General features: G+C 60.9%; 22 protein-coding genes and 1 riboswitch. Of the genes, 9 read left to right on the top strand and 13 right to left on the bottom strand.

Translation table 11 applies throughout. From position 1 onward, the window contains the following. Positions 1-56: 56 nt before the first annotated feature. The 6 genes from AF337_RS23550 to clpP all read right to left on the bottom strand — a co-directional run bounded on the left by AF337_RS23550 (position 57) and on the right by clpP (position 9244). Positions 57-2255: an esterase-like activity of phytase family protein gene (locus AF337_RS23550; protein WP_049734150.1), complete on the bottom strand. Its 2199-nt coding sequence runs from the start codon at positions 2253-2255 to the stop codon at positions 57-59. A gap of 95 nt (positions 2256-2350) precedes the next feature. Further along, entirely contained in the window at positions 2351-3259 is a 909-nt protein-coding gene (gene ribN / locus AF337_RS23545) for a riboflavin transporter RibN (RefSeq protein WP_425287896.1), read from the bottom strand. 183 nt (positions 3260-3442) lie between these two features. After that, positions 3443-3594, bottom strand: a riboswitch (FMN riboswitch). A 122-nt stretch (positions 3595-3716) separates the two neighbouring features. After that, positions 3717-3992, bottom strand: a complete 276-nt coding sequence (hupB, locus tag AF337_RS23540; RefSeq protein WP_003573937.1) for a DNA-binding protein HupB — start codon at positions 3990-3992, stop codon at positions 3717-3719. A gap of 206 nt (positions 3993-4198) precedes the next feature. After that, positions 4199-6616, bottom strand: coding sequence for an endopeptidase La (gene lon / locus AF337_RS23535; RefSeq protein ID WP_049734040.1), 2418 nt, complete (start codon positions 6614-6616; stop codon positions 4199-4201). A gap of 422 nt (positions 6617-7038) precedes the next feature. After that, positions 7039-8316, bottom strand: a complete 1278-nt coding sequence (gene clpX / locus AF337_RS23530) for an ATP-dependent Clp protease ATP-binding subunit ClpX (RefSeq protein ID WP_003573940.1) — start codon at positions 8314-8316, stop codon at positions 7039-7041. A gap of 298 nt (positions 8317-8614) precedes the next feature. Then, entirely contained in the window at positions 8615-9244 is a 630-nt protein-coding gene (gene clpP / locus AF337_RS23525) for an ATP-dependent Clp endopeptidase proteolytic subunit ClpP (protein ID WP_003573944.1), read from the bottom strand. A 405-nt stretch (positions 9245-9649) separates the two neighbouring features. Between clpP and AF337_RS23520 the strand changes: the two genes are divergently transcribed. After that, positions 9650-10903: a GGDEF domain-containing protein gene (locus tag AF337_RS23520; RefSeq protein ID WP_049734149.1), complete on the top strand. Its 1254-nt coding sequence runs from the start codon at positions 9650-9652 to the stop codon at positions 10901-10903. Between the two features lie 141 nt (positions 10904-11044). Continuing rightward, a complete protein-coding gene (locus AF337_RS23515) occupies positions 11045-12289 on the top strand; it encodes a cytochrome P450 (protein ID WP_049734039.1) in 1245 nt (414 codons plus the stop codon). Positions 12290-12336: 47 nt separating this feature from the next. On the opposite strand, the gene AF337_RS23510 is transcribed toward AF337_RS23515, so the two are convergent. Further along, positions 12337-14460: a bifunctional diguanylate cyclase/phosphodiesterase gene (locus tag AF337_RS23510; RefSeq protein ID WP_049734038.1), complete on the bottom strand. Its 2124-nt coding sequence runs from the start codon at positions 14458-14460 to the stop codon at positions 12337-12339. A 234-nt stretch (positions 14461-14694) separates the two neighbouring features. After that, a complete protein-coding gene (locus AF337_RS23505) occupies positions 14695-15039 on the bottom strand; it encodes a cupin domain-containing protein (RefSeq protein WP_049734037.1) in 345 nt (114 codons plus the stop codon). A gap of 166 nt (positions 15040-15205) precedes the next feature. On the opposite strand from AF337_RS23505, the gene AF337_RS23500 reads away from it, so the two are divergent. After that, the gene (locus AF337_RS23500; RefSeq protein ID WP_082336855.1) at positions 15206-16402 is read left to right on the top strand and encodes an adenylate/guanylate cyclase domain-containing protein; all 1197 of its coding nucleotides are present in this window, start codon (positions 15206-15208) and stop codon (positions 16400-16402) included. Here AF337_RS23500 and AF337_RS23495 read toward each other — a convergent pair whose 3' ends face one another. From AF337_RS23495 to AF337_RS23485, 3 genes are all read right to left on the bottom strand, one after another. Then, positions 16403-17098 (bottom strand): hypothetical protein, encoded by a 696-nt coding sequence (locus tag AF337_RS23495; protein WP_049734035.1) that lies wholly within the window; start codon positions 17096-17098, stop codon positions 16403-16405. Positions 17099-17309: 211 nt separating this feature from the next. Next, positions 17310-18593, bottom strand: coding sequence for an O-acetylhomoserine aminocarboxypropyltransferase (locus tag AF337_RS23490; RefSeq protein ID WP_049734034.1), 1284 nt, complete (start codon positions 18591-18593; stop codon positions 17310-17312). Between the two features lie 117 nt (positions 18594-18710). Next, complete coding sequence (locus AF337_RS23485) at positions 18711-19139, bottom strand: CoA-binding protein (RefSeq protein ID WP_049734033.1); 429 nt, start codon at positions 19137-19139, stop codon at positions 18711-18713. Between the two features lie 120 nt (positions 19140-19259). Between AF337_RS23485 and AF337_RS23480 the strand changes: the two genes are divergently transcribed. Continuing rightward, positions 19260-19583: a hypothetical protein gene (locus tag AF337_RS23480; protein WP_049734148.1), complete on the top strand. Its 324-nt coding sequence runs from the start codon at positions 19260-19262 to the stop codon at positions 19581-19583. Positions 19584-20059: 476 nt separating this feature from the next. Beyond that, positions 20060-20896: an EamA family transporter gene (locus tag AF337_RS23475; protein ID WP_049734147.1), complete on the top strand. Its 837-nt coding sequence runs from the start codon at positions 20060-20062 to the stop codon at positions 20894-20896. A 217-nt stretch (positions 20897-21113) separates the two neighbouring features. Here AF337_RS23475 and AF337_RS23470 read toward each other — a convergent pair whose 3' ends face one another. Beyond that, complete coding sequence (locus AF337_RS23470) at positions 21114-21935, bottom strand: enoyl-CoA hydratase (RefSeq protein WP_049734032.1); 822 nt, start codon at positions 21933-21935, stop codon at positions 21114-21116. A gap of 97 nt (positions 21936-22032) precedes the next feature. Then, positions 22033-22263 (bottom strand): DUF1127 domain-containing protein, encoded by a 231-nt coding sequence (locus tag AF337_RS23465; protein ID WP_049734031.1) that lies wholly within the window; start codon positions 22261-22263, stop codon positions 22033-22035. 73 nt (positions 22264-22336) lie between these two features. Between AF337_RS23465 and AF337_RS23460 the strand changes: the two genes are divergently transcribed. The 4 genes from AF337_RS23460 to cml all read left to right on the top strand — a co-directional run bounded on the left by AF337_RS23460 (position 22337) and on the right by cml (position 25985). Continuing rightward, positions 22337-23236: a LysR family transcriptional regulator gene (locus AF337_RS23460; RefSeq protein ID WP_184342860.1), complete on the top strand. Its 900-nt coding sequence runs from the start codon at positions 22337-22339 to the stop codon at positions 23234-23236. Between the two features lie 315 nt (positions 23237-23551). Then, positions 23552-24016, top strand: a complete 465-nt coding sequence (gene rplM, locus AF337_RS23455; protein WP_010069368.1) for a 50S ribosomal protein L13 — start codon at positions 23552-23554, stop codon at positions 24014-24016. A gap of 2 nt (positions 24017-24018) precedes the next feature. Continuing rightward, a complete protein-coding gene (rpsI, locus tag AF337_RS23450; RefSeq protein WP_049734030.1) occupies positions 24019-24486 on the top strand; it encodes a 30S ribosomal protein S9 in 468 nt (155 codons plus the stop codon). A gap of 314 nt (positions 24487-24800) precedes the next feature. After that, the gene (gene cml, locus AF337_RS23445; RefSeq protein ID WP_049734029.1) at positions 24801-25985 is read left to right on the top strand and encodes a CmlA/FloR family chloramphenicol efflux MFS transporter; all 1185 of its coding nucleotides are present in this window, start codon (positions 24801-24803) and stop codon (positions 25983-25985) included. The last annotated feature ends 193 nt before the right edge of the window (positions 25986-26178 follow it).

Raw genomic sequence — 26178 nt, 5'->3', positions numbered from 1 at the left:
CCCGTTTTTCACGGGGAGAGGGTTAGGGTGAGGGGCTTTTCCCCCTCTATCGCAACTCAGTTCGTGGCGCTCAGTTCCACCGGGAAAAACAGCGTCTCGCCGGAGGAATCGCTGACGCCGTCATTGTCGGTGACGGCGTAGGGCTTGCCTGAGGCGTCGAAGGTGAAGCCTTCGAGCTTGTCGAGCACGTAGCCGTTGGTTGCGCTCTTGAGTTCGCCGAGGAAGTCGTGGGCTTCGGTCTTCTTGACGACCGGCAGTTCACCGCCGAGCTTGGCGGGCTTCAGCTCCGAGATCGCCACCTTGTAGAGCTTCTTCAGCTTCGCAGCATCGCCGACGAGGTTGTCGCGCTCGATGATGTAGACGCTGTCGCCCTGCGCCGAAATCTCCGACAGGCCGACCCAGCCGCTTTCCGTCTTGTCGAGCGGATAGCGCACGGCGCCCCATTCCTTCTTTTTCGGATTGTAGGAGACGAGCTTGACGAAGCCCTTCTCGTCGTCAGCCCACTCGCGCTGCACCGCCATCCAGAGCGTGGCGTCGTCGCCGGTGCCGATAATCGTCACCCCTTCGAAGCCGTAGCGGATTTCGTTGGCGGCAAGCTCCTTCGGCAGGGCGATCTCGGCCTTGATGTCGCCCTTGGCGTTGACGTTATAGAGGGCGTGCGGGACGAGACGTTCGCTGTAGCCTTCCGAGGCCAGCCAGAAAGAACCGTCGGCAGCCACCGCGATACCTTCGATGTCGAGCTTCTGGGCCGGGGCGCCGTCACGCTTGACGATCAGAGCGTCGGTGATGACAGCCGGCTTATTGCTGGCATCGATCGTGTATATCGTCGGCTGCGCGCCGAGAACGCTGTCGCTGACGGCATAAAGCATGCCTGGCTTGCCCGGCACGGCGGCAAGGCCCGAAAGGGCTGCAAAGCCGATCGGATTGCCGTCTTTGTCAGCAGAGACGATCTGCGGATAGGCTTTCTCGCCTTCCGAGCGCTGGTAGATCATCACATGCGAGCGTGCGCCGCCATCCTTGCCGAGGTCCAGTTCGTTGGCGGTGGCAAAAAGATTGCGCTGGGGAATGGCGATCCCGCCTTCCGGCGAAATGCCCGACGGCAGCAGTTGCACGAGTTCTGGATCGGCGCCGGTATCCTTATAGACGCCGACGACCGAGGCGCGCTCGGCGAGCAGGAAGAAATACTGCTCATCGCCGAATTTTGCCGCTTCGAGGCCTTCCGGCTCGACGCCCTTCGATCCCGAACGGCTTTCCGGATAGTGGCCGATATGGGCGACGGCGCGTTCGAAGGATGCGCCCGATTCGTAGAGAAGCTTGCCCGTCTTGTCGAAGATGGTGAAACCGCGCGAACCGCCCTGATAGTCGCCTTCATTGGCGACGACGAGGCGGTTGTCATCAAGCCATTTCGCGGCGTCGGGCTCACGCGGCACGCCCTTCAATTCGCCGGTGAATTTCAGGGCGCCGTCACGCTTGGTGTCGATGCCGGTGAGATCGACGCTGCCGGCGGAGAAATGCGTTTTCACCTGCGCCGTAGTGGCGTCGATGATGACGATCTCGTTGTTTTCCTGCAGCGTCAGGGCGATCTCGTTCAGGCCGTTGAAGGCGACGAATTCCGGCTCCGGATCTTCGGGCGCGACACCGGCGAGACCGGTCAGCGCCACGTGCTTGATGGTGGCGCAATCGACGGTGCCGTTCTTGACCTGGAAGACGACGAGATCGCCGGCCGGCATCTGCGGGATCTTGCCGTCATTGACCTCTTCGTCGCGCTCGTTTTCGATCGCGATGGCGCCGAGCGTCTTGTCCTTGTTGAGCGCGATCGAATCCGGCTGGCCGCCGAGATCGCAGCTGTTTTCGATCGTCCTCGTCGCCACGTCGACGATCGCCAGACGGCCCGAGGGCTTGGCCTTGCTTTCGGAGGTGTTGACGGCGACCAGTGCCTTGCCGGCGCTCGAGGTGACCGATGTCGGCTCGCCGTCCATCATCAGCGCGCCGCCTGATTTCGGGGCCTTGGCGTCGGTGATGTCGATGAAGCCGATCGCGCCGAGCGGGCTGTCGCTATAGATCAGCGTATTGCCGTCGTCGGTCGCGGTGATGATCTCGGCCGAGCTCGGCGACAGCTTGTCCTTGGCATCAGGCAGGTTCTGCGCGACCGGGAAGGACGCGATGCGGTTGAAGACCGGTTCAGCGGCGGCCGGGAAGGCAACGGAAGCGAGAAGCACGGCAGCAAGCGCTGCCTTGCGCGATGAAATGGTCATGAAATCCCCCATGTGTCGAATGGTCGAAACATGGGTTTTCTGCGGGAGCAGCATGACAGAGGCATGACAAAGGCGACATTTTGCGCCGGATCAGCTCAGGCGGGTTGCCGCTCCCTGCGCATCTCGTCGCGCATGATGAAGAGCGAGGCGGCAAGGATGAGGGCTGCTCCGAGCCAGAGGTAGCCCGCCGGCGCATAACCGAAGAACAGCCAGCCGGCGAGCACATTCAGCGGCAGCTTCAGATCGTCGAAGGGCTGGACGTAGGCGGCATCGGCTGCGGCATAGGCAAGCGTCAGGAAATACTGCGCGACGGCGGTCAGCAGCCCCGCCAGCAGGAACAAGGCAAGCGTTGCACCCGTCGGCACTGCAAAGCCCGCCGCCAGCGCCAGCCCGCCGTTTATCGGGGTCAGCAGCACGAGCAGCCAGACGGTGATCGTCTCCGGTCGCTCGATGCCCGTCAGGCTCTTGGTGATCAGCGACGAGGCGCCCCACAGCAGCGCCGAGAGCACCGGCAGCAGTGCTGCCCAGCCAAAGCCGTCCGACCATGGCTGCAGGATGATCATCGCGCCAGTGAAACCGGCCGCGGTCGCCGCCCAGCGGGCCGGACCGACGCGCTCGCCGAGGAAAAGCCGGGCGCCGAGAATGATGAAGAAGGGCGAGGTCATCACCAGTGCGATAGCCTGCCAGATCGGCACCGAAGCAAGGCCCGCCACCCAGGCCTCGACGCCGAGCGCGGCAAGCACGACGCGCGCGAGGTGACGCCAGGGATAGTGCGTGCGCATCGCCGCCAGGCCGAGCCTGCGAAGGAAGGGCAGCGAAAATGCGAAGGCGAAGCCATATTGCCAGAAGGCTGCCGAGGCCGAGGGAAAGGCAAGCTTCATCGTCAGCCATTGGGTGACGACGTTGAGCAGCGAAAAGGCGATGCCGGCAAGGACCATCCAGAGAGCACCGACAACGGCGCGGGACGGCTCTAGCGCAAGGGAATTCTGACTCATGTCTTTCATCCAAACCTACAGCGCCGCGCGTCCTTTCAGACGCGCAAAGGACGCTGTAGCACTTTGAATTGCTGCATAATTTCCTCCCTAAATCGATTCCGATTTAGGGAATTATGCAGGGACCAACATAAATCAGGACGCATGAGGCGACGGCACGCTGACGCCGGCAGTCCCCTGCCCGCACGCGGCCATGCTCATTCTCTTTCATCCGGACTATACCGTCGGCTCCGGAATCGCACCGGATCTGCTGACCTCTCCCGAGCGACAGCTCGGCAAAGCGCTCGCGGGCTCGGGCCGAAACCCTTACCGCCGGTGGGGAGTTTCACCCCGCCCTGAGAACAGCTCTGTTGGTAAAACAAAGCGTCGCATGCGGCAAGCGGCGAAATCAAAAAGGGGTCCGGCAAAGCCGAACCCCTTCCAAATCCTGCGCAGCCGGTCTCGTTTACGGCTGGCGGATAATCTCAGATCAGCCGTTGACGGCGTCCTTCAGACCCTTGCCGGGCGTGAACTTCGGCACGTTGCGAGCCGGAATGTCGACTTCAGCGCCCGTCGACGGGTTACGGCCCTTCGATGCGGCACGATGAGAAACGGTGAAGCTGCCGAACCCGGCGAGACGGATGTCGCCCTTGTTCTTGAGTTCACCCTGGACAACGTCAAAAACCGCGTCAACAGCGGAAGCCGCGTCAGACTTCGTCAGTCCTGCCTTTTCGGCGACTGCGGACACGAGTTCATTCTTGTTCATGTTTCCACCCCTTTCTAAATGGTACGAAACGACTCAAAAGTAAGCTAGGCGCAGAATAGGTTTCATCAGGCCCGCCGGGAACCCAAAAGCCCTGCAAATCAAGGAAAAGCAAGCGTCTCCATGACGTTTTCACAAAAAAGGCTGGCGTTTTCGCCAGCCTTTTTCCGTCTTTTCAGCCAATGGGGCATAAATGTGGCCTGGGCCACTCAATGCGCTATGGTTGCGCCCGTCTCATCGAGGCCTTCGACCGAGGTGATGACAGGCGTTTCCACCGTGCCGTCCCATTCGATCGGCTCCGGCCGCCGGATCAGCGCATGCTTGATCACCTCGCCCATGCGGGACACCGGGATGATCTCCATGCTGTTCTTCACATTATCCGGGATCTCCGCCAGGTCCTTGGCGTTCTCCTCCGGAATCAGCACCTTCTTGATGCCGCCGCGAAGCGCTGCGAGCAGCTTTTCCTTGAGACCGCCGATCGGCAGCACACGGCCGCGAAGGGTGATTTCACCGGTCATGGCCACGTGCCTGTTCACCGGGATACCGGTCATGATCGAAACGATCGCGGTCGCCATGGCGACGCCGGCCGAGGGGCCATCCTTCGGCGTCGCGCCTTCCGGCACGTGCACGTGGATGTCGCTCTTGTCGAAGCGCGGCGGCTCGATGCCGAAATCGACAGCACGCGAGCGGACATAGGAGGCCGCTGCCGAGATCGATTCCTTCATGACTTCCTTCAGATTGCCGGTGACCGTCATGCGGCCCTTGCCCGGCATCATCACGCCTTCGATGGTCAGCAGTTCGCCGCCGACTTCCGTCCAGGCAAGACCGGTGACAACGCCGACCTGATCCTCGCCCTCGGCTTCGCCATGGCGGAAGCGCGGGACGCCCAGATAGTCGGAGATGTTGGCAGCCGTCACATGCACGGACTTCGTCTTGCCCTTGATGATCTCGGTGACCGCCTTGCGGGCGAGCTTCATCAGTTCGCGTTCGAAGCTGCGCACACCGGCTTCACGGGTGTACTGCTGGCTGATCGCCATCAGGGCGTCGTCGCTGACCGAGAATTCTTCCGGCTGCAACGCATGTTCCTTGATGGCCTTCGGCAGCAGATGCCGCTTGGCGATCTCGCGCTTTTCATCTTCGGTGTAGCCAGCGATACGGATGATCTCCATGCGGTCCATCAGCGGCGCCGGGATGTTCAGCGTATTCGCCGTGGTGATGAACATCACGTCCGACAGGTCGTATTCGACTTCCAGGTAGTGGTCCATGAAGGTCGAGTTCTGCGCCGGATCCAGCACCTCGAGCAGCGCCGAAGACGGATCGCCGCGATAGTCCTGGCCGAGCTTGTCGATCTCGTCGAGCAGGAACAGCGGGTTGGACTTCTTGGCCTTCTTCATCGACTGGATGACCTTGCCGGGCATCGAGCCGATATAGGTGCGGCGGTGACCGCGGATTTCGGCTTCGTCGCGAACGCCGCCCAGCGCCATACGGACATACTCGCGGCCGGTCGCCTTGGCGATCGACTGGGCGAGCGAGGTCTTGCCGACACCCGGAGGGCCGACGAGGCACAGGATCGGACCCTTGATCTTGGTGGCGCGGGCCTGCACGGCCAGATATTCGACAATACGCTCCTTGACCTTGTCGAGACCGAAGTGATCGGCTTCGAGGATCTTCTCGGCATTGTTGAGATCGGCCTTGATCTTCGACTTCTTGCCCCAGGGAATGCCGAGCAGCCAATCCAGATAATTGCGCACGACGGTGGCCTCGGCCGACATCGGGCTCATCTGACGCAGCTTCTTCAGCTCCGCATCGGCCTTTTCACGGGCCTCCTTGGACAGCTTGGTCTTGGAGATGCGCTCTTCCAGTTCGCTCATCTCGTCGCGGCCTTCCTCGCCGTCGCCGAGTTCCTTCTGGATCGCCTTCATCTGTTCGTTCAGGTAGTATTCGCGCTGGGTCTTTTCCATCTGGCGCTTGACGCGCGAGCGGATGCGCTTTTCGACCTGCAGGACCGAAATCTCGCCTTCCATGAAGCCGAGGGCCTTTTCGAGGCGGGCCTTGACGCTGGTGGTTTCCAGCATCTCCTGCTTCTCGGTGATCTTGATCGACAGATGCGAAGCAACCGTATCGGCGAGCTTGGAATAGTCGTCGATCTGGCTGGCAGCGCCGACCACTTCAGGCGAAATCTTCTTGTTGAGCTTCACATAGCTCTCGAATTCGGAGACGACCGAACGCGACAAGGCTTCCAGTTCGACCGGATCGTCATGCGGCTCCTCAAGCACGTGGCCGAGCGCCTCATAGAAATCCTCGCGGCTGGTATAGGTGTCGATCTCGGCGCGGGCGCGGCCTTCGACCAGAACCTTGACGGTGCCGTCGGGCAGCTTCAAGAGCTGCAATACGTTCGCCACGGTGCCGACCTTGTGGATCGCGGAGGGATCCGGATCGTCGTCACTGGCGTTGATCTGCGTCACGAGCATGATCTGCTTGTCGGAACCCATGACCTCTTCGAGCGCACGGATCGACTTTTCCCGTCCGACGAACAGCGGCACGATCATATGCGGGAAAACCACGATGTCGCGCAAAGGCAGAACAGGGTAGGCAGTACTGCTCGCTACAGACGTTTTCTTCGTCATTTTTAAGTCCTTTCCATCGTCCCGTTGCCGGGCTCTCTGCACGGCCGCTTGGGACCGGCCGCACTCTCACTTGTTGCTACAAGTGGAGGTTCTGACTACGCTTTTCAAGCCACGCTAACGCCCGCGTTCCCCGGATGTGACAGCTTTATTACAACGGAACGCCAACACTATGAAGCGCGTGGCTGGACCGGCGCTTACCATTTTTGATCGGCTAAAATACAAGCGCCGACAATGGGCTTACGGAATCACGGCATCATTGCCCAACCACTCTTCCTTGCGCAACATCGGCCCCTTCCCAACATCGGCAAAGTCAATTCCGGCTCCCACCGGCAAAATACTAACAGTGCCTCGGATGGTTTTTCAAATAGAAAGGGGCCTGCCGATGGCAAGCCCCCAAAATAATCGTGCGAAAGCGCAAAAGGTTACGCCGAAGCGTTGGCCTTTTCTTCCTGACGATCGGCATAGATGTAAAGCGGACGGGCTGAACCGCGCACCACTTCCTCGGAGATGACGACTTCGCGCACGCCTTCCAGCGTCGGAAGTTCGAACATCGTGTCGAGCAGGATCTTCTCCATGATCGAGCGAAGGCCGCGGGCGCCGGTCTTGCGGACGATCGCCTTGCGGGCGATTTCGCGCAGGGCATCCTCGTGGAAGGTCAGCTCCACGTCTTCCATCTCGAACAGCCGCTGATACTGCTTGATCAGCGCGTTCTTCGGCTCGGACAGGATCTGGATCAGCGCATCCTCGTCGAGATCCTCGAGCGTCGCCAGAACCGGCAGACGGCCGATGAACTCGGGAATGAGACCGAACTTGACCAGGTCTTCCGGCTCCAGCTCGCGCAGGACTTCGCCGACGCGGCGGTCGTCCTGGGCCTTGACGGTCGCGCCGAAGCCGATCGACGTCTTCTCGCCGCGGGCGGAGATGATCTTGTCGAGACCGGCAAAGGCACCGCCGCAGATGAACAGGATGTTGGTCGTGTCGACCTGCAGGAATTCCTGCTGCGGGTGCTTGCGGCCGCCCTGCGGCGGAACGGAAGCGACCGTGCCTTCCATGATCTTCAAGAGCGCCTGCTGCACGCCCTCGCCCGAGACGTCGCGGGTGATCGACGGATTGTCGGACTTGCGCGAAATCTTGTCGACTTCGTCGATGTAGACGATGCCGCGCTGCGCGCGCTCGACATTGTAGTCGGCCGACTGCAGGAGCTTCAGGATGATGTTTTCGACATCCTCGCCGACATAGCCGGCTTCGGTCAGCGTCGTCGCATCGGCCATGGTGAAGGGAACGTCGATGATGCGGGCGAGCGTCTGGGCGAGATAGGTCTTGCCGCAGCCGGTCGGGCCGACCAGCATGATGTTCGACTTCGCCAGCTCGACTTCGCCGTTCTTGGAGGCGTGCGCCAGGCGCTTGTAATGGTTGTGAACGGCGACCGACAGGATCTTTTTCGCCTGCCGCTGGCCGATGACATATTCGTCGAGAACCTTGATGATGTCCTGGGGCGTCGGAACGCCGTCGCGGGACTTGACCATCGAGGACTTGTTCTCCTCGCGGATGATGTCCATGCACAATTCGACGCATTCATCGCAGATGAAGACGGTCGGCCCGGCAATCAGTTTCCGGACTTCGTGCTGGCTCTTTCCGCAGAACGAACAATAGAGTGTGTTCTTGGAGTCGCCGCCGTTGCTGCCGCTGACCTTGCTCATATCACTTTCCTTCCAGCACGCCGCATTTCAAGGCGAAATCGCGGTCCACTCAATCAGCTCCTGGCGGCACTCCGTTATCGGAGCCTTTGCCGAGAAGGGCTTCAGGGGGTACGAACCGGGCCCAATTATGTCCGGGTTCCGGCGGCAACGAATTCCCCTTCGAATGCCGAATGCTATGTCATAAAAATTCAACATAGCATTAATGGCTACTATTAGCGTCTTCGTCGCCAGTTGAAAGCCTTGTTCGATCACAAATGAGATAGAACTGTGGCGACGAAAACACCATCCCAATTAATTACTAGGCCTGCTCGCCTTCCATTTCGAGGCGCGAGGTCAGAACCTTGTCGATCACGCCCCAGCCCTGGGCTTCGTCCGCATCCATGAAATGGTCACGATCGAGCGTCTTTTCAACTTCCTCGTAGGTGCGGCCGGTGTGCTTGACATAGACCTCGTTCAGGCGGCGCTTCATCTTGAGGATGTCGCGGGCGTGGCGCTCGATGTCCGAAGCCTGCCCCTGGAAGCCGCCCGAGGGCTGATGCACCATGATGCGGGAATTCGGCGTGGCGAAGCGCATGTCCTTGTGGCCGGCGGCCAGCAGCAGCGAGCCCATGGAGGCGGCCTGGCCGATGCAGAGCGTCGAAACCGCCGGCTTGATGAACTGCATCGTGTCGTAGATCGCCATGCCGGCAGTCACGACACCGCCCGGCGAATTGATGTAGAGGGCGATTTCCTTCTTCGGGTTTTCGGCTTCGAGGAAGAGAAGCTGGGCGCAGACGAGCGTCGCCATATGGTCTTCAACGGCACCGGTCAGGAAGATGATGCGTTCCTTCAACAGGCGGGAATAGATGTCGTAGGAGCGTTCACCGCGGTTGGTCTGTTCCACGACCATCGGCACGAGGGCCATTGCGGTATCGACTGGGTTTCTCATGTGCGTCCTTTGTCAACGTCTCGCCGGCCGGCGCCGGGAATCAAAGAAAATGTCTTATCCCTACATAGAGTGTCCCGGCCCTCCTCTTCAAGACACGCATGCGGATAACGTTAAGAAGCCGGGGCAAGACGGGTTTAGCTGGTAGCCTCTTTCCAACAAGCGCCTGTTAACGGCGAGCCCATGGCACCGCCCTCCCCGGCTTTTCTCCGCGACAGGATGAAGGAATGCTTACTCCATTCGAGAGTGCTCACGCACGTTTACCCTAGGGAAAGCCTACCGGCAGATATCGGCGTAAAATCATGCCGCAGCGCAGCAGCATTAAGGAAGTGGCGAACTTCCTCGGCAAGGATGCAGGCCAATAAATCGGGGCCGACTTATAAGGCCGACGGGCAAGGGGTTGCTGCCGTGTTCAATATCGCTACAGGTCTCGCCATCTGGTGTTCCGAGGCCATGACGCTCGCTTTGGTGCTGTTCGTCGCCTGGCGCCACAATGTCAGGAACGAGGCCTATCTCTATTGGGGCCTCGGCTTCCTTCTGACCGGCATCGGCTTTGCGATGATCGCGCTGCGTGAGCAGGTCCCCAGCCTGCTGTCCATCGAGATCGGCAATGCCATCGCACTGCTCGGCCAGAGCGCCTGGGTGGCGGGTTTTCTGGCGCTTGACCGCAAGAAGATCGAATGGTGGGCGCTGCTGCCGCCGGTAATCTGGCTGGCCGGGGTCTTCCTGCCCTGGGTCAACAGCGACTATTCAAACCGCGTGGTGCTCTACAATCTCGCTTCGGCGACGGGTGCGACGGCGCTTGCCCTGGCGGTCGCCGCCGGCGACATGCGCCGTGAGCGTACCCGCGTCAAACTGATGGGCGTCTTCGTCATCCAGGGCTGCCTGTGCTTCGGCTCGGCGCTGACGATGGCGCTGACGCTGCCGAGCGATATCGAGGCAACCAATCTCGGCGGCGCCTCGGCCATGGCAAGCGCCTTCCTGCTCACCATCGCCTTCGCCTTCACCTGCCGGCTGATCATGGAGCGATCCGAACGGCACCTGCGCGCCCTCACCCTGACCGATTCGCTGACCGGCGTGCTCAACCGCCGCGGCCTGCTCGGTTATTTCGACGCCATCCAGGAAAAAGCCCATGACGAGCAGCGCCAGGTCGCGGTGATGCTCTTCGATCTCGACCATTTCAAGCGCGTCAACGACCGTTTCGGCCACCAGTCCGGCGATGCCGTGCTGACCGCATTCGCGCGCATGGCCCGCCAATATATTCCGAACAACATCTTCGGCCGTATGGGCGGCGAGGAATTCGCAGCCTTCGCCGCAGTTGCGGACCAGACCGAAGCCGAGGCGATCGCCGAAGCGATCCGCACCGAATTCTGCCGCCTGCCCGTCAGCACCGGCGAAGCGATCGTCCCGGCCACCGTCAGCATCGGCATCGCGCTCGCCTCCTCGATCGAAGCCAATATCGACAAATTGATCTCGGCCGCCGACCGGGCGCTCTATGCGGCGAAGGGCGCCGGCCGCAACTGCACGGTTACCTTCGGCGAAGCGGAGGCCGCAGCCCCGGCACCGGCGACGCCCAGCACCACCGCAGGCGAACTCGTGCCGACGGTCGACGACCAAGTCGAGGCGCTGCGGCGCATGGGCACGCTGTCGCGCGCCGGCTAACCGGAAAACTGGAATCAATCCACGGGGTTAGGCACGGATTTTAATGTGATCGGCGCGTCCTGCGGGCGCGTCGTTTCAGGATGGCTCGCCCTCACCCCGCCATCTTTCCGAGGCCCGGCAAATCCGCTAAGCCTTCGGGTCATGATGATACCGCCCTTTCTCTCAATCGACCCCGCCAGCCGCCACGTCTCGCTGGATGCCCGCAATCCTGCCTTCTACGGCAACCCGAATGCCGTCTATGCCGCCCTGCACGCCCATTGCCCGACCTTCTACTGGCGCGAGCAGAAGCAATGGTTCTTCACCGGCTACGACCATGTGAACGGGCTGCTGCGCGACCGCCGCTTCGGCCGGCAGATTCTGCATATCGCCAGCCGCGAGGAGCTCGGGCTTGCCGAGCCGATGCCGCATCTTGCCAGTTTCGATCTCTCGGAACGTTATTCCCTGCTCGAACTCGAACCGCCCGAGCACACGCGGCTGCGCACGCTCGTCAACCGCGCCTTTGTCTCCCGGCATGTCGAGAAGATGAAGCCGGAGCTTGCCGAACTCGCCAACCGGCTGATCGACGGCTTCGCCGACAAGGGTGAGGTCGAGCTGCTATCGGCCTTTGCCGACATCATCCCGGTGACGATGATCGCGCGGATGATCGGCATTCCCGAGGAGATGGGACCGCGGCTGCTCGCCTGGTCGCACGCCTATGTCCGTATGTACATGTTCGGCCGCACGCGTGCGCAGGAGGACGAGGCCGAACGGGCGGCGAAGGAATTTTTCGACTATGTCAGGACTGTCATCGCCGAACGCCGCGCCGAACCGCGCGACGACCTGCTGACCCACATGATCCATACCGAGCACAAGGGGCAGTATCTGACAGAGGAAGAGCTGATCTCGACGACGATCGTGCTGCTCAATGCCGGGCACGAGGCGACCGTGCACCAGATCGGCAATTCCGTGCGCACCATCCTCGAGAGCGGCTCGGATCCGGCGAACCTCTTCCGCGACGAGGCGGCGACGGAGCGCACCGTCGAGGAAACCCTGCGCATCTGCGCGCCGGTCCACATCTTCCAGCGCTGGGCGCTGGAGCCTGCCGAAATCGACGGCGTCTCCTTCCAGCGCGGCGACAAGGTCAGCCTCATTCTCGCCGCCGCCAATCTCGACCCGGCGAAATTCACCGATCCCCTCGCCTTCCGGCCCGACCGCAACGAGGCGGCAAACCTCTCCTTCGGCGCCGGCATTCATTTCTGCATCGGCGCGCCGCTGGCGCGGCTGGAACTCAACGTCGTGCTGCCGATTCTGTTCGAGCGGCTTTCTGGTCTGAAGCTGGCAAAGACGCCCGTGGTCAAGGATGTCTACCATTTCCACGGGCTGGACCGGCTGGACCTGCAGTGGTGACCCGTTCGGGAGCGCTGATCAGCCGTAGCGGCGGTGAATCCCCGGCGTCAGGCGGCTGACTCTTCCAGCTTGCTGGATATGTCGCGTGCCGACATGGGTCTGCCAATCAGATATCCCTGAAGCTGATCGCAGCCGGCCTCTCGCAAGATCTTCGCCTGGCGGCTGTTCTCGATGCCCTCAGCGGTCACCGGAATCTGCAGGGCGGTCGCCAGGGAAATGGTCGCCCGAAGGACCTCGGCGCCGTTGGCGCCTTCATCGAGGGCGGATACAAGCGAGCGGTCGATCTTCATGCGATCGAACCCGAACTGGCGCAGGGCGCCGATGCTGGCGTAGCCGCAGCCGAAATCATCGAGCGCGAACTTTATGCCGACGCGCTTGAGCTGGTCTATCGACCGGCGGGCCTGATCCGGATTCGTCATCAGCACGCCTTCGGTGATCTCCAAAGTCAGGCGCTTCGGATTGAAATCGAGTTCCTTCAGGACCGAAATCACTTCGGCGGCAAATTCGGGATTGCAGAGCTGGATCGGCGAGACGTTGACCGACAATGCGAGATCCGGCCAGCTCCTGGCATGCTCGATCGATGTTCTCAGCATGTGAACGCCGAGCGCATCGATGAGGCCGCACCTCTCGGCGAGAGGGATGAAAACTTCCGGGCTGATGTTTCCTGTCGGCGTTCGCCAGCGCGCCAGCGCTTCAAGACCGGTGACAGCGCCTGTCGTGGCAGAGACGAGAGGCTGGAAAACGGCCTCGATCGCACCACTGCCGATGGCGCCTTTCAAAAGGCCTTCCAGTTCGGCGATCCTTTGGCGCTCCTCGTCCAGTTCGGGGTCGTATTCGATCGCCTGGCCTCGGCCGTTTGCCTTGGCGCGATAGAGGGCCATATCCGCTCTGCGCAGAAGCTCCAAGGGTTCGATATCTCCGTCGCCGGCGGCAGCGCCGATGCTTGCGCCGACTTCGATCGTCCGGCCGTCGATTTTGAAGGGGTCGGCAAACAGCGCCAGAATGGTCTTTTCCATCTCTTCGCAGGTCGCGGCCCCGACATGCACCAGCGCAAATTCGTCGCCTCCCAGCCGGGCCGCGGCAATGACGTCGGGATGGCAGCCCACCAGCGCGGTCGAGACCAGTCTGATCAAATCGTCGCCGACCGCATGCCCCCAGGCATCGTTGACGGCCTTGAAGCCGTCAAGGTCGACCAGATAGAGCCGTGGCGGCGAAGAGCCCGGCCCCTCCAACTCCGCCAGCAGGCTGAGAAGTCCATGCCTGTTCAACAGGCCGCTCAGGCTGTCATGGCCCGCTTCGAAAAGCGCTGCCTGCGCCAGTTGGCGCAGGCGCCGCGCCTCGGATGCGCCGACCATCAGCACGCCGATCAGGAACAGCGAAAGGATGGCGACGGCGGCCGCGACATAGGGCGCTACCTGCTGAAACACGGTGCTTCCAGGGGCTTTGCTCGGCCAGACGAGATAGCCGATGACGGCCCCTTTGATGTCGGTGATCGGCGTGTTCAGAAATTCCGGCCTGGGCTTCGTCTCAAGGTGCAGGCCTTCGAGTTCATGTTCGTTCGAGAGCATGTCGAGAACTTCGGGCGTAAATTCCTTGTAGAAGCTCAGCGTGCTGAGCTTCGGAAGCTCGGTAGTGGGCTCGTATGGCTGGATCGCCTGCGATGCGAGCAGGGCGATACCGCTTTCGGTCTTGATGAAATTAACCACCGGCGCCCGAGCGGGATCGGCAGCCGCGTTGGTCTGCCGAAAAAAACCTTCGCCGAAAAAGGCGGTCGGCTCGAACGGTTTGCCCTTGGCATATGCGGAGACGATCGAAGACCGGTCGGGGCCGATGACGACCGCGCCGTCATAGAGCGCGTAGTCCTCGCTGGTCTTTCCCCAATTTTCATAGGCCCAATCGGCGGCGGTCGGAGACGAGGCCGCACCATAGGCATCGTCCCATATGGCATTATCCGTTGTCGTCCCGCTCAGGCGCGCCACAAAGGCTGAGATCGCCGCGCGGGCGGCGCGCGTGGCCCGCGCATCATCGATCTCATTCGCCGACCGGGTCATCGTGACGACGACATGCGCCATCAGGCCGGTCAGGACGAGGGCGACGACGAGGAAACAGACCGTTGTCGCAATGATGGAGGACGTTTGAGTCCGAACGTACCTACCTGCAAGAGTCGACATGCAAATTCCGCAAAAGATTAATTGCAAGACCATGTCTGTGAGACGGCAGGAGACATCATGTCCGCTATGCGCTGCGGACGAGATATAGCATTTTGACGATGTAGGCCCGATTAATGGGATTGGTTAAAAGCGTTCTATCTGGGAAAGAGGCGCGGTCATTCGCACAAAGACCGACCGTCCCCGCCGCAATTCGGGACAGGCCGACCATCATCGGCGGCGATTTGCCGGCGCAGCTTAAACCCTGATCACATAGTCCTTGCGAGTCGTTTCAACGACTTCCCAGGTTCCCTTGAAGCCGGGTCTCAGGATCATCCGGTCGCCCGTCTTCAGATGAACCGGCTCGCCGCCGTCCTCGGTGACGATCGAATGGCCGGACAGAAGGCTGAAATATTCCCATTCCTCATAGACGATCCGCCACTTGCCCGGCGTTGCCTCCCAAACCCCGGAATAGAGGCCACCTTCGGCCTCCTCCAGGTTCCAGGTGCGGAATTGCGGATCGCCTGAGACGATGCGGCTGGGCTCCGGGGCACCGAACTCCGGTTCGATGCCGTCGATGCTGAAGGTGATGAAATGGGTCATGGTCGTCGTGAACCTCTTCGGTATCCGTGTCCTTCGCAGCAAATGGCAGAAGGGGCGCTGCAGCAACGCATTGCAGATGCCCTAATCCGTATTGGCGAGGCCAGCATTCTTTATCGATCTGTGATCAGCCTGTATATTTCCATGGTCGTGTACCCTGGGGGTCGATATGGGCAGAAGGCTTACCACCATTCTAGCCGCAGACATTGCGCAGTACAGCCAGCACGTCGAAAACGATGAATTTGCCACTCTGTCTCATCTGGAAAAACTTCGCGAGATTATGGACGCCATTATCCGGCGTCATGAGGGGACAATCGCAAATACTGCCGGCGACAGCGTCATTGCCGTCTTCGACAGCGCCGTCGAGGCGGTTCTTGCCGCCATCGACATTCAAGCGGCGCATAAGACCTACAATGAAAGCGTGCCTTCGCCGCAGCGCCTGAAATATCGGATCGGAATCAATATCGGCGATGTCACCGTGCAGCCGAACGGCGATGTGCTCGGAGGCGGCGTGAACATTGCGGCCAGATTGGAGTCGATCGCGCAACCTGGCGGCATATGCCTTTCCGAGAGCGTCTTCGAACAGGTTGACCGAAAATTGCCGACCGATCTCAAAAAGATCGGGGAACATTATGTCAAGAACCTCGCGAAACCGATCAGCGTTTACGCAATATCGGACACCGATGAGGGCCTCATCGCGCGGTCGAAAAGAAAGTCCGCCGCCCTTGTTCGAAAGCCGGCATTTCTGGCCGGGCTGGCAACCCTGACGGTGGCGGCTTTCGGTGCCTCGGTCTTTCTCCTGGCGCAGCAGCGGACACCGGAATGGGCGCAACGGGCCTATAAAAGGGACGAGAGCGTTCAGGGCAAATCGGAGAAGGACATCCTGTCGAATTTCGATCTGGTGACGGAAGGGCGTCTTGGCCATTCGAGATATCTGGTCATCCGGACATGGGGAGCCAGCATGGCGGCGCTGCTGGACCTCGCCGCTGGTTTGAAAGGCCACCTTGCCACCATTACCTCCCGCGAAGAGAATGAATTCGTCTATAAGCTGACCCTTGAGAAGCCCGGTTACTGGGTGGTGCAGGATGTCGGCGGAGCGCCGCAAAGCAGCGGGCCGATGATCGGGCTAATGCAGGACGCTGGCGCCGAGGAACCAGCCGGCGGGTGGCATTGGGTCAACGGCGAACCGCTCTCCTATACGGCATGGGCGCGCTATCAGCCGGGGAATTCCGGCGGCCACCAGAATTACGCCCAGTTCCGCGCCGACGGTGCGGAACCGAAGCCCATCTGGGATGACATCGATCCGGCCCAGGATGCCGTGATCATCGAGATCGAGCAAAGCGAAGTCGGGCAGCGGACACCTTAGTTAAATCCGCAGAACCTGCATGCCGACCGACTTCATCTCGTAGTCGAATGGCTTTTGCGAATAGACGCCATGCTTCATATAGAACCGTTTTGACGTGACGAACTTCGGATCGCTCGATGGTTCGTACCTTCCGGACAAGACGCCGCTTCCATTGATCGCCACCGACACGTCGAAGCCGCCTTGTCCATCGAATGCGAGCGTGACGCGAAGATGGTAAGGCGTTCCGTCTCGCCTCAATCGAGGACCATGGTAGGCCGCACCCCGCAGGCCGCGGTTCGGCACGCAGCCCGCCATTCCTTTTCCGCGTGTATAATCGCTGTCGAACCGCAGGGCATCGCCACCCGTCCAGCGTAGGCTCATCGGCGGAGAACATCCGATCCGCCCGTCGTGAATCTGGAACAGAATGAAGTCGTCACTCTGGGCTGTCTTCATCGAAACGGTGGTGTCGAAGACATATGAAACCTTGCTGCCGACCGAAATGTTGCCCGAATTGATTTCGGATCGTTGCTTGAAAATTCCGCCGCTGCAGTGGTTGGAGCTTCGGTGAAAAACATAGGCGCCGCCCGAACGGTTTATCCCGCCCGGATCGACACCGCATGAGGTCTGCCATCCAAGCGAAACCTTTCGACCTTCAGCCCCGTCGGCGGTCGCCGTTCCCATCGCCGCGGCAATGGCCGCGACGAGCACAAAAGCCATATTTCTCATATCTCCTGCCCTCCGCAATCGGCACTCGCCATGCCTCACCGCATGGTATCACCGACAGCGACATCGCAGGATTCATCCAAAATAGGCAGGTCGTTGCCAACCGGTGGCTTAACCACACCGGCGGTTCTGGATCGCGACGTCGTTTGAGGCATGGGCGGAGCCTCCGTCCATGCCACCTAGCTTCGGACGGGCGCTTTCTCAATCAGATCTTCGAGAGCGCCTGTTCGAGATCGGCGATGATGTCCTTGACGTCCTCGATGCCGACGGAAAGACGGACGACATCCGGCCCGGCGCCGGCTGAGGTTTTCTGCTCGTCGCTCAACTGCCGGTGCGTCGTCGAGGCCGGATGGATGACGAGCGAGCGGGTGTCGCCGATATTGGCAAGATGGGAGAAGAGCTGCAGCCCCTCGACCAGCGTCTTGCCCGCCTCATAGCCGCCCTCGACGCCGAAGGTGAAGACGGAGCCTGCGCCTTTCGGCGAGTAGCGCTGCTGCAGGGCGTGGTTCGGGTCGTCGTCAAGGCCGGCGTAGTTCACCCAGGCGATCTTGCTGTGTGCCTTCAGCCATTTCGCCACCGCGATCGCATTGTCGCTGTGGCGCTGCATGCGCAGCGGCAGCGTTTCAATGCCGGTCAGGATCAGGAAGGCGTTGAACGGCGAGATCGCCGGGCCGAGATCGCGCAGGCCGAGCACGCGGGCCGCGATCGCAAAGGCGAAATTGCCGAAGGTCGCGTGCAGCACCATGCCGTTATATTCCGGCCGCGGGCTCGATAGCATCGGGTAATTGCCGGATTTCGACCAGTCGAAGGTGCCGCCATCGACGATGAGGCCGCCCATGGAATTGCCGTGGCCGCCGAGAAACTTCGTCAGCGAATGCACGACGATATCGGCGCCGTGCTCGATCGGGCGGATGAGATAGGGGGTTGCCATCGTATTGTCGACGATCAGCGGCAGGCCGTTGCGATGGGCGACATCGGCAATGGCGGCGATATCGACGAAGGTGCCGCCTGGATTGGCGAGGCTCTCGATGAAGATGCCGCGCGTCTTCTCGTCGATCTGGCTTTCGAAGCTTGCCGGATCAGCGGAATCGGCCCAACGCACCTGCCAGCCGAAATTCTCGAAGGCATGGCCGAACTGGTTGATCGAGCCGCCGTAGAGCTTGCGGGCAGCGATGAAATTTTCGCCAGGGCGCATGATGGTATGGAAGACGATCATCTGCGCCGCATGGCCGGAGGCGACGGCAAGGGCTGCCGTGCCGCCTTCGAGTGCTGCGACGCGCTCCTCGAGCACGGCCTGCGTCGGGTTCATGATGCGGGTGTAGATATTGCCGAAAGCCTGCAGGCCGAAGAGGGCGGCGGCATGATCGGAATCGTTGAAGACGAAGGCGGTCGTCTGATAGATGGGCGTTACCCGTGCGCCGGTCGCCGGGTCGGGCTGGGCGCCTGCATGTATCGCCAACGTGTTGAATCCCGGATCATTCTTGGCCATGTCGTCCTCCAATTATTGCTGACGGACGGGATCATAGCCGCTTGAAGACGAAAGTTAATCGCGATCCGTTTCAACCCAAGGGCGTTCGGTGGAAAATCCGTCTCTCCAGACCGCAACTCAGGCAATGAGACGGGGATATTCGATCGCCGGGCAGCGGTTCATCACCACCTTGATGCCGGCGGCCTCAGCCTTTGCCGCGGCTGCATCGTCGCGGACGCCGAGCTGCGACCAGATGATCTGCGGCAACCGCCTCAGCGCTAAGACCTCCTCGACAACGCCGTCCAAATATTCGGAAGCGCGAAAGACGTCGACCATGTCGATCGGCACGGGAATGTCGGCAAGCCGGGCATAGACGGTGCGGCCCTGGATCTGTTTGCCCGCCTGCCCCGGGTTGACGGGAATGACCTCATAGCCGCGCGACAGCAGATAACCCATGACGCCGTTGCTCGGCCGCGCCGGATTGGGCGAAGCGCCGGTCAGCGCGATGGTCTTTACCGAATGCAGGATTCCGGCGAGATAGTTATCCGTGTAGCTGTCATGATTCATGTCCGCTTCTCCGCTTGCGAAGGCCTTTGGCCACGGCGCGCATGATTTTTTGCTTTTGCATGAAACCAGCTGCGCGGCTTTCCCGTATATATGAATTGGATATTTCCTGAGGATGATTCGATGAAAAAAATCGCTCTTGCCCTCATGCTCGTGCTCGCAGCATCGCCAGCCCTGGCAATCTCGCGGTACAATCCGCTCACCATGAGCTGCGCCAGCGTGCGCGCCGCCATCCATAATCAGGGCGCCGTCATCTTTCGCTATCAGTCCCCCCGCGGTCTGCCGCTCTACGATCGCTACGTCCGCAACAGCAATTATTGCGACGCGACCGACTATGCGGAGTGGACCCACATCCCCTCGAAAGACGATCCCCGCTGCCCCGTTCTGAACTGTCAGAACATAGACAACCTTGACGGGATGCTGTTCGTTCCGCATTATCAGCTCTGATGTTTTTCTCCATCATGACCGACGCCGAACCGAAACGCCTTCCGCGGTTGCGAGAAGTTCGAACTCAATCGCGCGCTGCGATTTATTAAAGATAACACAACTTACGGCTTTGATTTTCCCCTATATCAAAGCTATAGAATAATATCTATATTTCAGCATCATAGAATAATCCTCTTCGGAATTCCGACAGGCACTTTCCCTTTTTGTTCATGATAAAACCCTTATGCGTTCCTACGTAAATTAGAAACATCTCATAGTTGAAAGCGTCACCTGGATTGAACGCATATCGCGCGCACGTAAAAATTGCCGCGACAATCCAACATTGTTCCCCTACGGAAAGGATGTTATTGGACATATGAACGCATCCGGAACCGCCTCGCGTTCATTTTCGTGCAAATGCCAGTTGTCTTTTCAAGAGGTTGCCCCGCCCGAGGGCGAAGCGTCTTCTCTTCCCCATCTGTTTGCGGATTTATCCCTTGCCTCTCGACGTCATCCTGCTCGTTCTCTTCGGCGCTTTGCTGCATGCGACATGGAACGCCATCGTCAAGGCCGGCAGCGATAAATCCCTCGATGCGGCGCTGATCTCGGCCGGTGGCGCGGTTTCGGCGCTGCCGTTCCTGGCATTTCTGCCGTTGCCGGACAGCGCGTCCTGGCCGTTTATCGGCGTCTCTGCCATCCTGCAGTTCGCCTATTTCCAACTGGTCGCCGCTGCCTATCGGGCCGGCGATATCGGCCTCGTCTACCCACTGATGCGCGGCTGCGCCCCGCTGCTGATCGCCGCGACAAGCGGCTTCATTCTGAAGGAAAATCTTTCCGGCGGCGCCCTTGCCGGCACGATGACGATCTGCGCGGGCGTGCTCACCCTAGCTCTGGAGGCGCGGCACGGCAGCAGCCGCGCCGTCATGCTCTCGCTTGTCAATGCCTGCGTCATCGCCAGCTACACCTATGTCGACGGCATCGGCGCACGCATTTCCGGCAATGCGGTGTCCTACACATTATGGATGTCGCTGCTGCCACCGGTGCTGCTGTTTTCCTGGGCGGTTTCGCAACGCGGCACCCTGGCCGTGGCCCATCATATCCGCCGCAACTGGTGGCGCGGCCTGATCGGCGGCGCCGGCTCGATCGCCTCCTACGGGCTGGCGCTGTGGGCGATGACGAAAGCCCCGGTCGCAACCGTTGCGGCCCTACGCGAAACCGCGATCCTCTTTGCGCTGGTGATCTCGATTACCGTCTTCAAGGAAAAGGCCAGTGTCTGGCGCTACGTCGCCGGCGTCGTCATCGCCATTGGCGGGCTGGTTCTGAAACTGGCGTGATTACTAGAGGCTTTCCTGGTCAGATTAAAGCATTCTGTTGGCTCAAACGGAGTCGGATGGTCGACCGGCCGGCGCGCGTCCGAAGGGCCGGGCATGTTTCCGCCAGGATCAGAGGCGATCGGCTCGGACGTACCAAGGGGTATGCCCACCGCCAATCGCCTCTGATCCTGACGAAAACCTGCTCCGGCAGAATGCTTCAAGCTGACCAGGAAAGGCTCTAGCCCTTCCATTCCGGCAGGCGCTTGCCGAGGAAGGCGCCGATCCCTTCCTTGGCATCCTGCGTCAGCATATTGTCGACCATCACCCCGGCGGCATAATCATAAGCGGCCTCGACCGGCAGTTCGAGCTGCCGGTAAAAGGCTTCCTTGCCGATCTTCAGGGTCAGCGGCGATTTGCTCGCGATCACGCCCGCATATTTGGCAACGACCTGCGCCAGATATTGCTTCGGCACGATACGGTTGATGAGGCCGAAATCCTTGGCGGTGGAGGCGTCGATCGTCTCGCCGGTCAACAGCATCTCCATCGCCTGTTTGCGATGGGCGGCACGGGAAACCGCCACCATCGGCGTCGAACAGAACAGGCCGATATTGACGCCCGGCGTGCAGAATGTCGACGTATCCGTGCAGATCGCCAGATCGCAGGAGGCGACGAGCTGGCAGCCGGCCGCCGTCGCCAGCCCGTCGACCTCGGCGATGACGGGCTTCGGCAGATGCGTGATCTTCAGTATCAGATCGGCGCAGAGCCGGAAGGCCCTCTCGAAGAAACCGGCTCCCTGATCCTCATCGGCACGATGGGCGGTGAGTTCCTTGAGATCATGGCCGGCTGAGAAGACATTGCCGGTCGAGGCGATGACGACGACGCGCACGCTCGCATCCGATCCGGCGTTTTCGAGTTCGGCGATCAGCGCTTGGAGAAGTGCGACCGTAAGCGCATTGGCCGGCGGGTTGTTGAGCACGAGGCGCAGCACGCCGTCGCGCAACGAGCGGAGCAGCAATCCATCTGCCCTGCCTGCGTCCGGGAAGGATACGATTTCGGCCATGATGCTGCTCCCTGCGCTCGATTTCCAGACTGAGGTATTGCCACAAGGCGCCGGCAATTTCGAGCGGGATTGACGCTTTTCACGCAAGCCTTCGCGGTCAGGACCAGAACCAGGATTTCGATATTTCAGCCTTTGCCTGCGCACGGGTCAGGCCGATATCGTGAAGCTCGTCCTCGGTGAGGTCGCACAGTGTGCGGCGGCTGCGGCGCTTTTCCAGGCGATGTTCGATAGCCGCCAGCAGCCGCCGGCCCCAGTTCGCCATCCCGTGACTTTCTGACCGAACGATATCGCGCGGCGTTTCGAGTATTTCGCTCCATTCCAGGGCCATCTCGTCTTCCTTTCTTCGACGGATGAAAGATGCGCTGGAGAATGCTACGAAGGAAGCTTATGGATATTATGAGATGCATAAGGATTCCTTTGGTATGGCGCTCAACCTCGATCAGCTTGCAACCTTCGTCAACGTCGCCGATCTTGGAAGCTTTACGGCGGCAGCCGACAAGGAAGGGCTGACGCAACCGGCCGTCAGCTTGCAGGTCAAGGGGCTCGAACAGCGGCTCGGCGTTCGGCTGATCGAGCGCGTCGGACGGCGGGCGCAGCCGACCGCGGCAGGCCTCGACCTGCTCGCGCATGCAAGACGCCTGCTCCAGGACGCGGCCGCCGCTGAGGAAGCGATGATGCCCTACAGGGATGGCGCCAGCGGCCGCGTGCGCATCGGCAGCGGCGGCACGGCGTCGATTCATCTGCTTCCCCGGGCCATCGCCGCCGCCCGCAAATCCATGCCCGGCCTCGAAATCACCGTCCATATCGGCAATGCCGACGACATCTTGCGCGATCTGGAGGCCAACAGCCTCGACATCGCCGTCATCGCGCTGCCGGCCTCGGGACGGAACCTCGAGATCGAAGCGTTCTACGAAGAGGAATTGCTGGCGGTCGCGCCCGCCGGCAGCCGCATGCCCGAAGGCGGACCGGACGCCGCCTTCATGCGCGACAGGACACTGCTGCTGTATGAGGGCGGCAATACGAGGCGGGCGATCGACGCGTGGTTGGCCGCCCCGGACACCAGAATCCGGCCAGCGATGGAGTTCGGCAGCATCGAGGCAATCAAGGAACTGGTGGCCGTCGGGCTCGGCTGGTCGATCCTGCCGGGGCTGGCGGTGAAGCGCGACCGCGCCGGCCTCGTGACGACATCATCGCTGCAGCCGAAGCTCACGCGCCGCCTCGGCATGGTTCTGCGCCGCGACAAACATCTGACGCGCGGCCTTCGCGAAATGATGAAATGCCTGCGCGCCTTCGAGGATTAGCGGCTGCTTTCGACAATGGCAGGTTCTTTCAAACCCGGCAGGACGATGCGAAAACGGTCAATTACGGCAGATCTTCAGCCGATAAATATGAGGTAACACGATACCGCATACTTAACTTATTGTTTTTGCTTGTAATTTTTTCCAAGCCTCGGGGAAGTCGATATTGACCCCATGTCACGTTCCCTTTATACACCGCGCCAGAACGCAGCCTGTCCGGGCTGCTTTCTTTTTGGCATGCCGCAAGCCTGTCAATCCAAGCAACAAGAAACGCCCTTCAAGCCCTCGGGCCAAGGGTCTCAAAAGAGAGTATTCACTATGGCAACCTTCTCCCAGAAGCCTGCAGAGGTGGAGAAGAAGTGGGTGATCATCGACGCCGAAGGGCTGGTCGTTGGCCGTCTCGCTTCCATCATCGCTATGCGCCTGCGCGGCAAGCACAAAGCAACCTTCACGCCTCACGTTGACGACGGCGACAACGTCATCGTTATCAATGCCGACAAGGTCGTTTTCACCGGCAAGAAGTATTCCGACAAGGTCTACTACTGGCACACCGGCTTTGCCGGCGGCATCAAGGAACGCACCGCACGCCAGATCATCGAAGGCCGCTTCCCGGAGCGCGTCCTCGAAAAGGCCGTCGAACGCATGGTTCCGCGTGGCCCGCTCGGCCGTCGCCAGATGAAGAACCTGCGCGTTTACGCCGGCTCCAACCATCCCCATGAAGCCCAGCAGCCGGTCGCCCTCGACGTTGCCGCGCTCAACAAAAAGAACGTAAGGAGCGCCTGATCATGGCTGACCTCTCCTCTCTGAAGGATCTCGGCACGGCTTCCGAAGCTGCTGCTCCGGCCCACGTCCGCAAGGTCGACTCGCTCGGCCGCTCCTACGCGACCGGCAAGCGCAAGAACGCCGTTGCCCGCGTATGGGTCAAGCCGGGCTCCGGCAAGATCATCGTCAACGGCAAGGAATTCGCGGAATATTTCGCTCGTCCGGTGCTGCAGATGATCCTGCGTCAGCCGATCGTCGCGGCTGCCCGTGACGGCCAGTTCGACATCATCGCAACCGTTGCCGGCGGCGGTCTCTCCGGCCAGGCCGGTGCCGTTCGCCACGGCCTGTCCAAGGCGCTCACCTACTTCGAACCGGGCCTGCGCTCGGTGCTGAAGAAGGGCGGCTTCCTGACCCGCGACAGCCGCGTCGTCGAACGCAAGAAGTACGGCAAGGCAAAGGCCCGCCGCTCCTTCCAGTTCTCCAAGCGTTAATCGCTTCGGACAGACGGAATTTACGAAGGCCGGGGAAACCCGGCCTTTTTGTTTTGCGCGTTCGATGAAAATTCTCGGCATAGCCTGCGCCAGCACGCATTTGCCGCATACCGGTTCCGCTGGTAGAAATCCGGAACAGCGCTTCGGGAACGTGCGAAGCAGCAGCTAAGGTCGCATGATGGGAACAACCAAGTCCGCAGACAGATAGGCCGCAACAACTCTGCCCTGTTGTTGCGGCGTCTGTCCGGCCAAATTCGATACTGATGAAAAGACAGATCGCCGCCGAATGAAATCATTTGAGCGGGTTCTTTCCCATGTCTTATTCCAAAATCCAGCGCTGGACCTATTCCGTGCCCGCAGCCTTGCTGCTGATGGCGCCTTTCGACATCCTGGCCTCGCTTGCCATGGATATCTATCTGCCGGTCGTGCCGACGATGCCGGAGGCGCTCGGCACCTCGCCTGCGGTCATCCAACTGACCCTCAGCCTCTACATGCTTGCGCTCGGTGCCGGACAGATCGTCTTCGGTCCCATCTCCGATATTATCGGGCGGCGACCCGTTCTGCTCGGCGGGGTGGCGCTCTTCGCCGCTGCCTCATTCTTGCTTGCCTGCTCCTCCTCTGCACCGCTGTTCGTGGCCTTGAGGTTGCTGCAGGCGATCGGCGCGTCGGCGGCTATGGTCGCGACCTTCGCAACCGTGCGTGACGTTTACGCCGGGCGTCCCGAAAGCAGCACGATCTATAGCCTTCTCGGCTCCATCCTGTCTTTCGTGCCCGCATTGGGCCCGATCGCCGGAGCCCTGATCGCCGATCACTTCGGCTGGCGCGCCATTTTTCTCGTCGTCGGTCTGCTGTCGGTTGCCGCCCTTCTCAACGCCGGCATGCGGTGGCATGAGACCCGCCCAGCGGCCACTGCGAAGATCGCTCTGCGCCCAATCCTCACAAGCTCTCCGTTCTGGGTCTATACAGCCGGCTTCAGCGCGGCGATGGGCGCCTTCTTCGTCTTTTTCTCGACGGCACCCCGCATCCTGATCGATAAAGCCGGCTTCTCTGGCATCGGCTTCAGCGTCGCCTTTGCCACTGTGGCGCTGGTAATGATCGTGACGGCGCGGTTCGCCAAGCGCTTCGTCATGCGCTGGGGCATCGCCGGCAGCCTTGCCAGAGGCATGGCCATGCTGCTTCTCGGCGCCGCGCTGCTGGCCTTCGGCGAGTTGTTTCTGCAGCCTTCGCTTCTCAGCTTCGTCGGGCCGATGTGTATCATCGCAATCGGAATCGTCTTTGCCACAGCAGTCGCCGCCAATGGTGCGCTCGACGCCTTTGGGGACATGGCAGGAACGGCCGTCGCGCTCTATTCGTGCATCCAGAGCATCATCGTCAGCTTTGCCGGATCCTTATTCGTGCTTCTGCTCGGCGGCGACAGTGCCTGGCCGCTCGTGGGTTATGTCTGCGTGACCGCGCCGACGACCCTTTCTGGATTGTGGTGCCTGCGAGAACCGGCCTGACAGCGACGAGAAGGACGGCCGCGCGATAACGACGAGCGGCCGTCGTCCGAACGACTGCTTGAAATCCGTGCGCACCTCGCCTACCCCTGTCTGCGCGACGGATCGGCCAATTCCTTCGCACGGACCAGGCACCGACGCTTTGACGTCGAGCATCCTGCAAATGCAGCGTCCGCATTGAACGCGACGATGGTTC

The organism is Rhizobium ecuadorense (genome assembly GCF_001187535.1).
GTDB lineage: Bacteria > Pseudomonadota > Alphaproteobacteria > Rhizobiales > Rhizobiaceae > Rhizobium > Rhizobium ecuadorense.
Note: the sequence above shows the minus strand (reverse complement) of the source record. Positions and strands in the feature narration are given on the sequence as shown.